Origin of the sequence: Pseudomonas sp. SORT22, assembly GCF_018417635.1 — a bacterium.
Classification (GTDB): Bacteria; Pseudomonadota; Gammaproteobacteria; order Pseudomonadales; family Pseudomonadaceae; genus Aquipseudomonas.
Map to the genome: position 1 here is coordinate 4,343,379 of NZ_CP071007.1, position 14,567 is coordinate 4,357,945.

Here is a 14,567-nt window from a genome sequence, read left to right on the forward strand (position 1 = left end):
CCTCGCGAGGGGTGTTTTTTGTCGGATGCTCAATCAGAGCAGGAAGATGGTGGCAAGGCCCAGGAAGATGAAGAAGCCACCACTGTCGGTCACCGCCGTGATCATCACGCTGGAGCCCATCGCCGGATCGCGGCCCAGGCGCACCAGGGTCATCGGGATCAACACCCCCATCAGCGCCGCCAGCAACAAGTTGAGGGTCATGGCGCCGGTCATGACCACGCCGAGCGACCAGCTGTCATACAGCAGGTAGGCAACCACACCAATCACTCCGCCCCAGATCAGGCCGTTGATCAGCGACACCGCTAGCTCCTTGCGCATCAACCGCGAGGTGTTGCCGGGGCTGACCTGGTCGAGGGCCATGGCGCGCACGATCATGGTGATGGTCTGGTTGCCGGAGTTGCCGCCGATACCGGCAACGATCGGCATCAGCGCCGCCAGTGCCACCAGTTTTTCGATCGAGCCTTCGAACAGGCCGATCACCCGCGAGGCGACGAAGGCAGTGATCAGATTGATTGCCAGCCACGCCCAGCGGTTGCGCAGCGAGCGCCAGACCGAGGCGAAGATGTCTTCTTCTTCGCGCAGACCGGCCATGCTCAGCACTTCGCTTTCGCTTTCTTCACGAATCAGGTCGACCATTTCATCGATGGTCAGACGGCCGATCAGGCGATCGCTCTTGTCCACCACCGGCGCGGAAATCAAGTCGTAACGCTCGAACGCCTGAGCGGCATCGTAGGCGTCTTCATCCGGGTGGAAGCTCACCGGATCGCTGGCCATGACCTCGGCGACTTTCTTCTCCGGGTCGTTGACCAGCAAGCGCTTGATCGGCAGCACGCCCTTGAGGATGCCGTCGTAATCGACCACGAACAGTTTGTCGGTGTGGCCTGGCAGCTCCTTGAGCCGGCGCAGGTAGCGCAATACCACTTCGAGGCTGACGTCTTCGCGGATGGTGACCATCTCGAAGTCCATCAATGCACCGACCTGGTCCTCGTCGTAGCTCAGGGCCGAACGCACGCGTTCGCGCTGCTGGGCATCGAGGCTTTCCATCAGCTCGTGGACAACGTCACGGGGCAGCTCGGGCGCCAGGTCAGCCAGTTCGTCGGCGTCCATTTCCTTGGCAGCGGCGAGCAGCTCGTGATCGTCCATGTCGGCGATCAGGGTCTCGCGGACCGAGTCGGACACTTCGAGGAGGATGTCACCGTCGCGCTCGGCCTTGACCAGTTGCCAGACGGTCAGACGATCGTCCAGCGGCAAGGCTTCGAGAATGTAGGCAACGTCGGCGGAGTGCAGGTCGTCGAGCTTGCGTTGCAGCTCGACCAGGTTCTGGCGGTGAACGAGGTTTTCTACCAGGTCATGGTGATGACCTTCCTGACGGTGGGTCAGGTCTTCGACCACGCGTTGACGCTGCAGCAGTTCGACCACCTGGGCCAGGCGATCCTGCAGGCTTTCTTGCGTCTTTTTTACTTCTACTTCAGTCATAGGCGAACTCCACTCCCAGCAGCGGAGCACGCCGGGAGATCAATCAGTCAATTCTTGATTGGCAAAACTTGCTATTGAGTAACTACTGGGTAAGTCCATGGTGGTATTCCACAAGCCCCGGCGGGGCTGACGGGCGCAATCATACACCGCTTGAGCTGTCAGGGTGCTGAAAAAATCGCGGCTAGAACAATCGTTTGCGAGACATACTTGTGACAACGTATGCAGGCAACAGTGCGACGGCGGTAGCGCGAAAAAAAACACATCGGGATCGGCATAAAATAGCGCGGGGCTGGCACGGCAACGATGACAGTCTATTCATCACGCCTTACCGGAAGATGAATGCCGGAAAGCAAAAAGCCCGCCTTGATAGGCGGGCTTTCTGTTGTATGGTGCACTCAGGAGGATTCGAACCTCCGACCGCTCGGTTCGTAGCCGAGTACTCTATCCAGCTGAGCTATGAGTGCAGGTTGGCGCTTGATGGACCAGATCACCTCTGGTTACAGCTAAAGCAACTTTCAAACTGAAAACTGCTTCGGTGTATGGTGCACTCAGGAGGATTCGAACCTCCGACCGCTCGGTTCGTAGCCGAGTACTCTATCCAGCTGAGCTATGAGTGCAGGGTTGGCGCTTGATGGACCAGATCACCTCTGGTTGCAGCTGAAGCAGCATTCAAGTTGAAAACCGCTTCGTCGTATGGTGCACTCAGGAGGATTCGAACCTCCGACCGCTCGGTTCGTAGCCGAGTACTCTATCCAGCTGAGCTATGAGTGCATTTGTTACCGCGCATTATAGGCCGCTAAATCATTTTGCCAACCACTTTTTCGTTTAATTTCAACGACTTAGGCGATTCAGGCAGATTACAGCGTCCTACATGAATAATGGCGGAGAAGGGGGGATTCGAACCCCCGATACCCTTGTGAGGTATACTCCCTTAGCAGGGGAGCGCCTTCGGCCACTCGGCCACCTCTCCGCAACACGGGGCGTATAATAACCAGACCCTTCCCCGTTTGCAAACTCTTTTTTGAAAAAAACTCGATAAAAATTAATGGGTTGGTTCTTCGTCCTTCTCTTTCTTGATCCGCAGGTAGATTTCCTCACGGTGGACGGCCACTTCTTTAGGGGCGTTGACCCCTATCCGCACTTGGTTTCCTTTGACGCCGAGCACGGTCACGGTGATTTCGCCGTCGCCAATGATCAGGCTCTCGGCGCACCGACGAGTCAGAATCAACATAGCTTTCTCCTCACGCAATTCAGTTCAGGGATAACAGTCTGCAAAAAAAAGGGCTTCAGCCTACAACCCGTGACGGCTGCTGACCTACGCCTAAGTATTGACTAGCGCGAGCAAAAGCACAGATTTCTCACGCCAGCCAGAAACACGAAGGGCGCGGCATGGCCGCGCCCCCAGAGGCAGCCGCCTTACTCGCCCTGTCGGGCAGGGGCGTCCAGCTCGAAGGCGGTGTGCAGGGCGCGCACTGCCAGCTCCAGGTACTTCTCTTCTATTACCACCGAGACCTTGATCTCGGAGGTGGAGATCATCTGGATGTTGATGCTCTCCTTGGCCAGCGCTTCGAACATGCGGCTGGCAACACCGGCGTGGGAACGCATGCCGACGCCGACGATCGAGACCTTGGCGATGTTGGTGTCACCTACCACTTCGCGAGCGTTGAGCTCGGCGGCGGTCTTGTCCAGGACCTTGTGGGCCTTGTCGTAGTCGTTGCGATGCACGGTGAAGGTGAAGTCGGTGGTGTTATCGTGCGAAACGTTCTGCACGATCATGTCGACTTCGATGTTCGCGGCACTGATAGGGCCGAGGATCTTGAAAGCAACGCCCGGGGTATCCGGTACGCCACGGATGGTCAGCTTGGCTTCATCGCGATTGAAGGCGATGCCGGAAATGATCGGCTGTTCCATGGATTCCTCTTCATCAATGGTAATGAGGGTACCCGGACCCTCCTGGAAGCTGTGCAGCACGCGCAGCGGGACGTTGTACTTGCCGGCGAACTCGACGGCGCGGATCTGCAGCACCTTGGAACCGAGGCTGGCCATTTCCAGCATCTCTTCGAAGGTGATCTTGTCCAGGCGCTGGGCCTGGGCCACCACGCGCGGGTCGGTGGTGTAGACACCATCGACATCGGTGTAGATCTGGCACTCGTCCGCCTTGAGCGCTGCCGCCAGGGCCACGCCGGTGGTGTCGGAGCCACCGCGACCGAGGGTGGTGATGTTGCCGTGCTCGTCGACCCCCTGGAAACCTGCAACCACCACCACGCGGCCGGCCTTGAGGTCGCCACGAATCTTCTGGTCGTCGATCTGCAGGATGCGCGCCTTGTTGTGCGCGCTGTCGGTGAGGATCCGCACCTGGTTACCGGTGTAGGACACTGCCGGAATACCACGTTTGATCAGGGCCATGGCCAGCAAGGCGATAGTCACCTGCTCGCCAGTGGAGACGATCACATCCAGTTCACGCGGAACCGGCTGATCGCTGATCTTCTTGGCCAGGTCGATCAGGCGATTGGTTTCGCCGCTCATCGCCGACAGTACTACCACCAGGTCATCGCCGGCTTCGCGGAACTTCTTGACCTTGTCGGCAACCTGCTCGATTCGCTCGACTGTGCCGACCGAGGTACCACCAAATTTCTGTACGATCAACGCCATTTCAAAGCCGCCTCAGCCCATGAAGGGCACCCAATAAACATTCAAACGACGCCATGGCCCGCCACTGGACGGCGGGCCGATGTACGCCTTAAACGCCCTGCTCCACGAATGGCACGGTCAAGGCCAGCGCGTTGTCCAGCGCGGCGGTGTCTACGCCACCACCTTGCGCCATGTCCGGACGACCACCGCCCTTGCCACCCACCGCGGCAGCGGCTTGCTTCATCAAATCACCGGCTTTGAGTTGGCCAGTCAGGTCTTTGGTCACACCGGCAACCAGTACGACCTTTTCCTCATGGACACTGCCGAGCAGGATCACTGCGCGGCCGAGTTTGTTCTTCAGTTGATCGACCAGCGCCAGCAGCGCCTTGCCATCCTGGCCATCCAGACGCGCGGCCAGGACTTTCACGCCCTTGACCTCGACGGCTGCACTGGACAGGTCGTCACCAGCAGCGCTGGCGGCCTTGGCCTGCAGTTGCTCCAGCTGTTTTTCCAGCTGGCGGTTGCGCTCCAGCACTGCCGAGAGCTTGTCGATCAGGTTTTCGCGGCTACCCTTGACCAGTTGCGCGGCTTCCTTGAGCTGCTCTTCGGCAGCGTTCAGGTAAGCCAGTGCGGCAGCGCCGGTGACTGCTTCGATCCGGCGTACGCCGGAGGCCACGCCACCTTCGCTGATGATCTTGAGCAGGCCGATATCACCGGTACGCTTGGCGTGGATACCGCCGCACAGCTCGACGGAGAAATCGCCGCCCATGCTCAGCACCCGCACGCTGTCGCCGTACTTCTCGCCGAACAGCGCCATGGCGCCCTTCTGCTTGGCGGTTTCGATATCGGTCTCTTCGGTTTTCACCTCGGAGTTCTTGCGCACTTCGCGGTTGACGATGTCTTCCAGGGCCTTGAGCTGCTCCGGCTTGACCGCCTCGAAGTGACTGAAGTCGAAGCGCAGGCGCTGGCTATCGACCAGCGAGCCCTTCTGTTGTACGTGATCGCCCAGCACCTGGCGCAGCGCAGCGTGCAGCAGGTGGGTGGCAGAGTGGTTCAGCGAGGTGGCGTGCTGGACGTCGGCATCGACCCGGGTCTGCACCTGGGTGCCGACAGTCAGGGTGCCGCTGGCCACCACACCGTGGTGCAGGAAGGCGCCGCCGGTCTTGGTGGTGTCGCGCACGTCAAAGCGCACGTTGTCGGCCTGCAGGTAGCCGGTGTCGCCCACCTGGCCACCGGACTCGGCGTAGAACGGCGTGCGGTCGAGGATGACCACGCCCTCCTCGCCTTCGCCCAGCTGCTCGACAACCTTGCCGTCCTTATAAAGAGCAACGATGCTGGCGCTGCCTTCGGTGGCGTTGTAGCCGGTGAACTCGGTGGCCACGTCGACCTTGACCAGGGTGTTGTAGTCCAGGCCGAAGGCGCTGGCGGAGCGGGCACGCTCACGCTGGGCTTCCATCTCGCGCTCGAAGCCTGCTTCGTCGATAGTCAGCTCGCGCTCACGGGCGATGTCGGCGGTCAGGTCCATCGGGAAGCCATAGGTGTCGTACAGTTTGAACACCACGTCACCCGGCACCACGGTGCCCTTGAGCTCGGCCAGGTCCTGCTCGAGGATCTTCAGGCCCTGCTCCAGGGTCTTGGCGAACTGCTCTTCTTCAGCCTTGAGCACGCGCTCGATGTTGGCCTGCTGCTGCTTGAGCTCGGGGAAGGCTTCGCCCATCTCGGCGACCAGGGCGGCGACGATCTTGTAGAAGAAGCTGCCGGTGGCGCCCAGCTTGTTACCGTGGCGGCAGGCGCGACGGATGATGCGGCGCAGGACGTAGCCGCGGCCTTCGTTGGACGGCAGTACGCCGTCGGCAATCAGGAAGCTGCAAGAACGGATGTGGTCGGAGACCACCTTGAGCGACGACTGCTCGGCATTGGCGCAGCCGATGGCGGCGGCCGAAGCGCTGAGCAGGTTGCGGAACAGGTCGATCTCGTAGTTCGAGTGCACATGCTGCATGACCGCACTGATGCGCTCCAGGCCCATGCCGGTATCCACCGACGGTGCAGGCAGCGGGTGCAGCACGCCATCGGCAGTGCGGTTGAACTGCATGAAAACGTTGTTCCAGATCTCGATGTAACGGTCGCCATCTTCTTCCGGCGAGCCGGGCGGGCCGCCCCAGATGTCGGCGCCGTGATCATAGAAGATCTCGGTGCAAGGGCCGCACGGGCCGGTATCGCCCATGGTCCAGAAGTTGTCGGAGGCGTAGGGCGCGCCCTTGTTGTCGCCAATGCGCACCATGCGCTCGGCCGGTACGCCGATCTCTTTGGTCCAGATGTCGTATGCCTCGTCGTCGCTGGCATAGACGGTGACCCAGAGTTTCTCTTCCGGCAGGTTCAGCACCTTGGTCAGGAAGGTCCAGGCGTAGGTGATCGCGTCCTTCTTGAAGTAATCACCGAAGCTGAAGTTGCCCAGCATTTCGAAGAAGGTGTGGTGACGGGCGGTGTAGCCGACGTTTTCCAGGTCGCTGTTCTTGCCACCGGCGCGCACGCATTTCTGGCTGCTGGTCGCGCGGGTGTAGGCGCGCTTTTCCTGGCCAAGGAAGCAGTCCTTGAACTGGTTCATCCCCGCGTTGGTGAACAGCAGGGTCGGGTCGTTGCCCGGAATCAAGGAGCTGGAGGCAACTCGGGTGTGTCCCTGCTCTTCGAAGAAGCGAAGGAAGGCTTCACGGATTTCTGCGCTTTTCATAGGTTCTTCCACGGAAACGGCGGCCTTAAGGCAAATGCTTGCGTCAAATTGACGAAACGACGGCAAAGGGCCGCATTATATCGGGCCTTAGGCTCGGGTGCAGTGTGTTTATGCTATAGAAACCGTCAATTGGACGGCCTGCAACGACAACGTCAGCGAAAAACCGCTCGCTGGCACCCTGCCCGGCCTCTCAGGGCCTGTTGTGATCTGGTGACACGGTATTACTGGGGCCGTATAAAACAATTGGCAAGGTTTCCCTGATGAAATGTCGTTCATCCGGAAAAAACCGTTAGCAGCCTATACGTTTACCTGACATCTGTGCTAATAATTCCCCGCCGCCGATACCGGTGGCAACGTTCTCAGGGCGGGGTGCAATTCCCCACCGGCGGTAATTGCGCGCAATGCGCATAGCCCGCGAGCGCTTGCAGGCCAGCCTGTAAGGTCAGCAGACCCGGTGTGATTCCGGGGCCGACGGTCATAGTCCGGATAAAGAGAGAACGGGATAGGCGCAGCCGCGCCTGTCGCTTTGCACCTGCACGGCGAAATCCCCTTCGATCCAGCGCCCTGTTTCTCATACAAACAGGAGTCCGTTTCAATGCAACCTACCGCAATCGATAGCAAGAACCCTTCCCACGAGCGCATCGCCTTCATCCAGGCTTGCTGGCACAAAGACATTGTCGACCAGGCGCGCAAGGCATTCGTCGAGGAAATGGGTAAACAAGGCTATCAGCCCAGCGACATCGACTTCTTCGAAGTCGGCGGCGCTTTCGAGATCCCCCTGCACGCCAAGCTGCTGGCCCGTGGCGGCCGCTACGCTGGCATCGTTGCTGCCGGCCTGGTGGTCGATGGCGGCCTGTACCGCCACGAGTTCGTCGCCCAGTCGGTGATCAGCGGCCTGATGCAGGTGCAACTGGAAACCGAAGTGCCGGTGTTCTCGGTAGTGCTGACCCCGCACCACTTCCATGCCGGCGACGAGCACCAGAACTTCTACTTCGAACACTTCCTGGTCAAGGGCGTGGAAGCGGCGAAAACTTGCGCCGATACCTTGCAGAAGTTGCGTGCGTTACGCCGTAACGAAGTAGCGCAAAAACGCGCAATCTAGTCCTGCATCACCAGCGCCGGCCGCACCGCTGCGGCCGGTTCTTGGGCCCGTGGCACCGCTCAGCGATGGGCCTGGCAGCCTCCCCGCCTTGCGCACAGATGCATAAATATGTAGTGCCCGGACATGTTCAAACCTCCATAGCCTGACGTTTTCCCAACGCCCAATGGAGTGGACATGTACAACTTAACCAACCCCAATCCGACTTACTACCTTACCGGGCGCGGCTCGGGCTATGCCCACTTCCAGTATGACGATGACCCGGATCCTGGCGCGGTCCGTCAAGTGATCCTGCTGCATGAGGACAGCAATATCACCGTCACCTCGGAACACTTCAAGCATTCGATAACCAGCGCTCCTCACACAAGCCAGGTGGATATACAGGTCCGGTCACCTGCTGAAAATATTGAAATTTCAACCCTGGACTGCAACCTGCAAGCTGTCATCGGCACGACCAGATTTGTCCTGGCGATGAACGACGATCAAATACTGGTCCTGCGCACTCAAAACGCTGGCAGCAGGATCTGGATCACTGAAGACGTGCATCACCAAGTCATTATCAATGCGGGTAATGGCAACAACCATATTGAAACAGGCAGCGGCGACAGCAAAATCTACGTCGGGGCCGGCAACAATCGTATTGTCCTGGGCACAGGGCTTACCTACATCGAAGCGGGCTCAGGGGAAAACCGTATCGACGGCAACATCCTGCTGGGCAGCGCAGGCAGTGAAGTCTTCTACGCCCGCAACTTGCCCGGCGACAGCCGCTTCAGCCAACCGGTAAGTCCTGAACATGCGGCCCTGGGCAATAACAGTATCCGCCCACAAGGGGACTCACGCTTTCAACGCCTGATCGCCGACCACTTAGACCTGCTTCGCAAAACCAGCGCGGGAAGACAGCTGCTGTCGGCGCTGGACAACAGGCCCTCGATCACGGTGGACGAAATCCTGAACCATTTACCCTCGGGCTATGAGCCCGACATGGATTTCGATGACGATATCGGCGATCACTTCGTTACACCGAACGGAGTTCCGGGCATTGCCGACGCTGGCGGCAAACTGCACTTCAACCCTGCAGGACCAGCTTCCGACGACCTGCCCCTGCTGGATTTCTACCGTTGCCTGTGCAATGCCTGGAACTCCCTCACCGGCTCGGTTTTCCCAGGCACCTCAATAGTCACCACACGGGCCGGCAAGCAACAGGAGGTAGCCAATTCGCAACTGCAGGCCATCGGCATTATCACCAGCCATAGGCCTTTTGATTTCGGCTTGTCCACCGATACCCCTGCCCTGCGTACCAACCCAGCGCCTTTTACTGAAAACGCCTTGCGCCTGGAGCTGGGCCTGGCTCCGCGAATTCACTTTTAAGTTCAAACGTGCACAACTCAAGCAAGGCCCTGATCTGACGCGGGCACGATCAAAATCCCCGCCCGAAGGCCGTTCTTGACTTTCGGGTTGGGGAAAATGATGCGCGCGCCCTGCTCTTCGACAATCCAGCGGGTATCGGCGATATCCTCGGCCAGCAGGTAACCGGGCTCGAGCTCTGAGAAATTCTCGACATCGGCCGGCAGGTTCAGGCGAAAATGCTCGCTGTGCTTGATGATCTCGCGCGCCACGCTGAACAGTTTCAATCCATCCAGGGCCTCAGGCGGCTCGGGTTCGGTGCCATCGATAATCTGTTTGAGGCGGGTTTCCAGGCGATCGACGTTGACCGCGCCGTTCTCTCCGAACGGCCGCGCCTTGCCCAGTTCCAGGGTAAAGGCTTCGGCCCCCAGTTGCTCATAGGTATAGGCAGTGAAGGTGATCGACACCTTGCTCTGCAGCAGCACCGCCTCCATGCCGGCCGCGCTCAGGCGCGCCAGTTCGCGGCGCGAATGCTGGCGGCCTTCCTTGTACGGATAGAGCGCGAACTGCTCGATCTTCGAACCGCGAATGGCGGTGTGCAGGTCGTAATGCAGACGGGTGCGATCAGGCACACTGAAGAAAGTCGCCGCCAGGCGCTCCAGCTCGCAGGCGCGCAGGGCCTCGGGGCCGCTGGTCTGATCGTGGCGACCATTGAACAGGCGGTTGACGTCTTGCTCGATATAACGCTCGCCGCGGCGGATCGCGTCAGGGTTACCGAACAGGAACAGAATACGCGCGCGCGGCTTGAGATCGCCGCGGGCAATGTCGTGCAGCAACCGGTCAAGCAGCTCGATCGGTGCGGTTTCGTTGCCATGGATACCCGCCGACAGCAGCAGGTCCAGGCCATTGTCAAGGGCATCGGGCGGGCGCACTTCGAGGGCGCCCTCGCCGAGCCAGCGCATGCGTACGCCTTCGACAGTCAGCTGGGTCTTCTCTGCCGGTTCACGACCGGCCAGGGTCAGTTCAAGCAGTTTGCCGAGGGCGAGCATGGGCTATTCCTTAGTGATGGTGGCCGCAATCGGGACCATGGACGTGATCATCATCGTCGCCGGCATCGGCCGGTTCCATTTCCAGCTGCAGGCTCACCAGGTTGGTGGCCAGCGGGCGCAGCAGCAGGTTGGCGTACTCGGTGTCGTCTTCTTCAACGTCGACGCCGATCAGCAGCTGACCACGGCCATCCTGCTGAATCCATACCTCCTTGCCTTGCCAGACCACCGCAAAGCGGGTGCAGGAAGTTTCCAGCTGGGTACCATCTTCATCTTCAAGGATCAGCTGCAGGGCGTCGGACATAGTCGAATTCTCTCTCAAGGTTGGAGTTGGAACGGATAGACCGAACCCAGTTTGAGGATCTGGGTCAGTTCATCCAGTGCCGTACGACATTCCAGCAACAGCTGCGGATCGGCCAGGTCGGTTTCGCTCAGGCGATCGCGGTAGTGCTTGTCGACCCATTGGGTCAAGGTGTCGTACAGCGGTGCGGTCATGATAACGCCTGGATTGACCGCCGCCAGTTCCGTTTCTTTCAATGCCACACGCAAGCGCAGGCACGCTGGCCCGCCACCGTTCTGCATGCTTTGCTTGAGGTCGAAGACCTTGACCTCGCCGACCGGCCCGTTCGAGCTGGTCAAGGACGACAGATAGGCCCAGACCCGCTCGTTGTTACGGCACTCTTCCGGCACGATCAGCAGCATCGAACCATCGGCGCGAGACAGCAACTGGCTGTTGAACAGGTACGAACGCACCGCGTCCTCTACCGTTACAGCCGAGCGCGGTACGCAGATTGCCTTGAAGTTGCCGCCTCGTTTAGCCAGTTTAGCCTGCAGTTCGCCAAGCATCGCCTCGGTCTCGAGGAAGGCGTCCTCGTGGTAGAACAGCACTTCGCCGTTACCTACCGCGATCACGTCGTTGTGGAACACGCCCTGGTCGATCACCGCCGGGTTCTGCTGGGCGAAGACCACGCCCTCCTCGCTCAGGCCGTGCAGGCGTGCGACGGCTTGCGACGCCTCAAGCGTCTGGCGTGCCGGGTACTTCTGTGGCGCCGGGTAGCGGGTGTCGAAGGCGCTGCGGCCATAGACGAAGAACTCGACACCGGCCTCGCCGTAGCTGCGGCAGAAACGTGTGTGGTTGGCCGCGCCTTCGTCACCGAACTGCGCTACCGCCGGCAAAGCGGCGTGGTGGGCAAAATGCTTGCTATCAGCAAACATGGCACCGAGCACGCGGCTGGTGGTCGGGTGCTCGATGCTGCGGTGGTACTTGCAGTTGAGGTTGGCGGCGGTGAAGTGCACGCGGCCGTCCGCAGTGTCGGCACTGGGGCTGACGGTGGCGGCGTTGGCCACCCACATGCTCGAGGCCGAGCAGCTGGCGACCAGCAACGGCATGGCCTCTTTGGCGGCACGCTCGATCACTTGTGCGTCGGTTCCAGTGAAACCCAGGCGGCGTAGTGCTGCCACGTCCGGGCGCTCCTGCGGGGCCAGTACGCCCTGCTGGAAGCCCATCTCCATCAACGCCTTCATCTTCGCCAGGCCCTGACGCGCCGCTTCACGCGGGTTGGATGCCTGCTGGCTGTTGCTTTGCGAAGCAACGTTACCGTACGACAGCCCGCCGTAGTTGTGCGTCGGTCCGACCAGACCATCAAAATTCACTTCAAACGATTTCATCGGCAAGGCTCCGTGGACCTTTTGTTATAGGGAGACGCCGGGCGTCAGTGTCGCAGGCAGGGTCAGGCTGGCGGTCTCCAGCGAGGCTACCGGGTAAGCGCAATAATCAGCCGCGTAATAGGCACTGGCGCGGTGGTTGCCGCTGGCGCCCACGCCACCGAATGGCGCGCTGCTGGCGGCGCCGGTCAGTTGCTTGTTCCAGTTGACGATGCCGGCGCGGCTTTGCAGCCAGAAGTACTGATAGCGCGCGTGGGAATCGGACAACAGGCCGGCGGCCAGGCCGTACTGGGTGTTGTTGGCCTCGGCGATGGCCGCATCGAAATCACTGTAGCGAATCACCTGCAGCAGCGGGCCGAAGAACTCTTCGTCCAGGCGCTCGGCGACTGCGCTGACATCGATGATGCCCGGGGTCAGCAGGGCAGCGGTGGCTTGCGGCTGGGTCATTGGCAGCAGCGACACGCCGCCGTTGCCGAGCAGGTGCGCCTGAGCATCGAGCAGTGCCTTGGCCGCGCCCAGGGAAATCACCGAGCCCATGAACGGCGCCGGCTGCTGGTCGAAGGCACCGACCGTAATGTTCTTGCTCACTTCGACCAGGCGTTTGAGCAGCGCATCGCCCCAGGCGCCTTGCGGCACCAGCAGGCGGCGCGCGCAGGTGCAGCGCTGGCCGGCGGAAATGAACGCAGACTGGATGATGGTGTACACCGCAGCGTCAAGGTCCTTGACCTCGTCGACCACCAGCGGGTTGTTGCCGCCCATTTCCAGGGCCAGGATCTTGTCCGGGCGCCCGGCGAACTGCTGGTGCAGCAGGTTGCCAGTGCGGCTGGAGCCGGTGAAGAACAGGCCGTCGATGCCCGGGTTGGCAGCCAGGGCCACGCCGGTTTCGCGGGCGCCCTGGACCAGGTTGAGCACGCCTGCCGGCAGGCCGGCGTCGATCCAGCACTTGACCGTCAGCTCGGCGACTTTCGGAGTCAGCTCGCTGGGCTTGAACACCACGGTATTACCGGCCAGCAGCGCCGGGACAATATGCCCGTTGGGCAGGTGGCCGGGGAAGTTGTACGGGCCGAACACTGCAACCACACCGTGAGGCTTATGGCGCAGCACGGCGGTGGCATCGGCCAGCGGGCCGCTCTTTTCACCGGTGCGTTCGCGATAGCTCTGTACCGAAATCGCTACCTTGTTGACCATGCTGGTCACTTCGGTGGCGGCTTCCCACAGCGGCTTGCCGGTTTCTTCACCGATGCAGCGCGCCAGCTCGTCGGCATTGGCCTTGAGCGCCGCGGCAAAGGCTTCAAGCACGCTGATGCGCGCTTCCAGCGACTGCAGCGCCCAGCCGGCAAAGGCCTGGCGCGCGGCCTTGACCGCACTGTCGACCTGCCCGGCGTTGGCGCCCTGGCCTTGCCAGACAACCTGCTGGCTGACCGGGTTAAGTGATTGCAGTGCTTCGCCCTGCCCTGCCTGCCAGCTGCCGGCGATAAAGTGAGTCGTCATTATTTGGCCTCCCGGGCAGCAGACAGTGGTACCGCACGCACCTGGTCACCGGCGCTCAGGCGCAGGCGTTTGGCGGTCTGAGGATCGACCACCAGGGTGCCGGCAGCAAGGCGCGCCGGTGCGGCAGTAATGCGGCAGTCTTCACGCTTGCGGTTGTGGATGATGAAGGGGGTGGCATCGTCGCCTGGAGTGCCAACAGCCAGCACCAGTGCCTGGCTGTCGTGCACCGCACGAATCTTGGCGGTCTCGCACTCCACCGCAGGGCCTGCGTCAAAGATATCGACATAGCCCTGGTAGCTGAAACCTTCGCTCTTGAGCATTGCCAGCGCAGGCTCTGTGTCGGTGTGCACCCGGCCAATGACGTTGCGCGCCGCTTCCGAGAGGAAGCAGGTGTACAACGGAAACTTGGGCATCAGCTCGGCAATGAAGGCCTTGTTGCCGACACCGGTCAGGTAGTCGGCCTGGCTGAATTCCATCTTGAAGAAGTGCCGGCCCAGGCTTTCCCAGAACGGCGAACGACCCTGCTCGTCGGACATACCGCGCATTTCGGCAATGATCTTGTTGCCGAACAGCTCCGGGAACTCGGCGATAAACAGCAACCGCGCCTTGGCCAGCAGGCGGCCATTGAGGCCACTGCGGTGATCGGCGCGCAGGAACAGCGAGCACAGTTCGGAGTTGCCGGTCAGGTCGTTGGCCAGGAACAGCGTGGGAATTTCCCGGTAGATGTTCAGCTCCTGGGAAGCGCTGACGGTCAGGCCGACCCGGTAGTTGTACCAGGGCTCACGCAGGCCGACCGCGCCGGCGATGGCAGAGATACCCACCACCACGCCTTCGTCGTTTTCCAGCACGAACAGGTAGTCGGCATCGCCGCGCTCGGCTTCGCCACGGAAGGTTTTCTCGGCCCAGCCGACCCGGTGCGACAGGCGCTCTTCATTGGCCGGCAAGGTGGTCAGGCCGGTGCCGGTGCTGCGCGCCAGCTCGATCAGCGCGGGTAAATCGCTGCTGCGTACGGGACGAACGATCATGCTATCTCCTCGGGCGGCGGCCTTTGGCCTGCCGCAAAACTCGACCTGGGTGCTCGATTATC

General features: G+C 60.9%; 11 protein-coding genes, 4 tRNA genes and 1 riboswitch. Of the genes, 2 read left to right on the plus strand and 13 right to left on the minus strand.

Features of this window, described 5'->3' with window-relative positions:
• Positions 1-33: 33 nt before the first annotated feature.
• The 8 genes from mgtE to alaS form a co-directional block, all read right to left on the minus strand.
• Complete coding sequence (gene mgtE, locus JYG36_RS19835) at positions 34-1,476, minus strand: magnesium transporter (protein WP_045200179.1); 1,443 nt, start codon at positions 1,474-1,476, stop codon at positions 34-36.
• A 387-nt stretch (positions 1,477-1,863) separates the two neighbouring features.
• Positions 1,864-1,940 (minus strand) — tRNA-Arg (locus JYG36_RS19840).
• A 76-nt stretch (positions 1,941-2,016) separates the two neighbouring features.
• Positions 2,017-2,093, minus strand: a tRNA-Arg gene (locus JYG36_RS19845).
• Between the two features lie 77 nt (positions 2,094-2,170).
• A tRNA-Arg gene (locus JYG36_RS19850) sits at positions 2,171-2,247 on the minus strand.
• A gap of 108 nt (positions 2,248-2,355) precedes the next feature.
• Positions 2,356-2,446, minus strand: a tRNA-Ser gene (locus JYG36_RS19855).
• A 72-nt stretch (positions 2,447-2,518) separates the two neighbouring features.
• Entirely contained in the window at positions 2,519-2,707 is a 189-nt protein-coding gene (gene csrA, locus JYG36_RS19860) for a carbon storage regulator CsrA (RefSeq protein ID WP_010226667.1), read from the minus strand.
• Positions 2,708-2,892: 185 nt separating this feature from the next.
• Positions 2,893-4,128, minus strand: coding sequence for an aspartate kinase (locus tag JYG36_RS19865; RefSeq protein ID WP_010226665.1), 1,236 nt, complete (start codon positions 4,126-4,128; stop codon positions 2,893-2,895).
• An 88-nt stretch (positions 4,129-4,216) separates the two neighbouring features.
• The gene (gene alaS, locus JYG36_RS19870; RefSeq protein WP_045200177.1) at positions 4,217-6,835 is read right to left on the minus strand and encodes an alanine--tRNA ligase; all 2,619 of its coding nucleotides are present in this window, start codon (positions 6,833-6,835) and stop codon (positions 4,217-4,219) included.
• A 351-nt stretch (positions 6,836-7,186) separates the two neighbouring features.
• Positions 7,187-7,338: riboswitch (FMN riboswitch) on the plus strand.
• A gap of 92 nt (positions 7,339-7,430) precedes the next feature.
• Here alaS and JYG36_RS19875 point away from each other — a divergent pair.
• Both JYG36_RS19875 and JYG36_RS19880 read left to right on the plus strand, forming a co-directional pair.
• The gene (locus tag JYG36_RS19875; RefSeq protein WP_045200175.1) at positions 7,431-7,937 is read left to right on the plus strand and encodes a 6,7-dimethyl-8-ribityllumazine synthase; all 507 of its coding nucleotides are present in this window, start codon (positions 7,431-7,433) and stop codon (positions 7,935-7,937) included.
• Between the two features lie 174 nt (positions 7,938-8,111).
• Positions 8,112-9,302 (plus strand): M91 family zinc metallopeptidase, encoded by a 1,191-nt coding sequence (locus JYG36_RS19880; protein WP_213602075.1) that lies wholly within the window; start codon positions 8,112-8,114, stop codon positions 9,300-9,302.
• Between the two features lie 17 nt (positions 9,303-9,319).
• Here JYG36_RS19880 and astE read toward each other — a convergent pair whose 3' ends face one another.
• From astE to astA, 5 genes are read right to left on the minus strand one after another with little or no spacing between them, the layout of a single operon-like run.
• Complete coding sequence (astE, locus tag JYG36_RS19885; protein WP_045200172.1) at positions 9,320-10,327, minus strand: succinylglutamate desuccinylase; 1,008 nt, start codon at positions 10,325-10,327, stop codon at positions 9,320-9,322.
• A gap of 10 nt (positions 10,328-10,337) precedes the next feature.
• Positions 10,338-10,628, minus strand: coding sequence for a topoisomerase II (locus JYG36_RS19890; RefSeq protein WP_045200170.1), 291 nt, complete (start codon positions 10,626-10,628; stop codon positions 10,338-10,340).
• A gap of 14 nt (positions 10,629-10,642) precedes the next feature.
• Positions 10,643-11,992 (minus strand): N-succinylarginine dihydrolase, encoded by a 1,350-nt coding sequence (astB, locus tag JYG36_RS19895; RefSeq protein WP_213602076.1) that lies wholly within the window; start codon positions 11,990-11,992, stop codon positions 10,643-10,645.
• 24 nt (positions 11,993-12,016) lie between these two features.
• Entirely contained in the window at positions 12,017-13,483 is a 1,467-nt protein-coding gene (astD, locus tag JYG36_RS19900; protein WP_176794339.1) for a succinylglutamate-semialdehyde dehydrogenase, read from the minus strand.
• Positions 13,480-14,505, minus strand: coding sequence for an arginine N-succinyltransferase (gene astA / locus JYG36_RS19905; RefSeq protein WP_045200164.1), 1,026 nt, complete (start codon positions 14,503-14,505; stop codon positions 13,480-13,482). The genes astD and astA overlap by 4 nt, the downstream gene beginning before the upstream one ends.
• Positions 14,506-14,567: the final 62 nt, after the last annotated feature.

Coding starts and splice junctions, on each gene's coding strand:
- mgtE (WP_045200179.1), bottom strand. CDS start 1,476: ATGACTGAAGTAGAAGTAAAAAAGACGCAAGAAAGCCTGCAGGATCGC.
- csrA (WP_010226667.1), bottom strand. CDS start 2,707: ATGTTGATTCTGACTCGTCGGTGCGCCGAGAGCCTGATCATTGGCGAC.
- JYG36_RS19865 (WP_010226665.1), bottom strand. CDS start 4,128: ATGGCGTTGATCGTACAGAAATTTGGTGGTACCTCGGTCGGCACAGTC.
- alaS (WP_045200177.1), bottom strand. CDS start 6,835: ATGAAAAGCGCAGAAATCCGTGAAGCCTTCCTTCGCTTCTTCGAAGAG.
- JYG36_RS19875 (WP_045200175.1), top strand. CDS start 7,431: ATGCAACCTACCGCAATCGATAGCAAGAACCCTTCCCACGAGCGCATC.
- JYG36_RS19880 (WP_213602075.1), top strand. CDS start 8,112: ATGTACAACTTAACCAACCCCAATCCGACTTACTACCTTACCGGGCGC.
- astE (WP_045200172.1), bottom strand. CDS start 10,327: ATGCTCGCCCTCGGCAAACTGCTTGAACTGACCCTGGCCGGTCGTGAA.
- JYG36_RS19890 (WP_045200170.1), bottom strand. CDS start 10,628: ATGTCCGACGCCCTGCAGCTGATCCTTGAAGATGAAGATGGTACCCAG.
- astB (WP_213602076.1), bottom strand. CDS start 11,992: ATGAAATCGTTTGAAGTGAATTTTGATGGTCTGGTCGGACCGACGCAC.
- astA (WP_045200164.1), bottom strand. CDS start 14,505: ATGATCGTTCGTCCCGTACGCAGCAGCGATTTACCCGCGCTGATCGAG.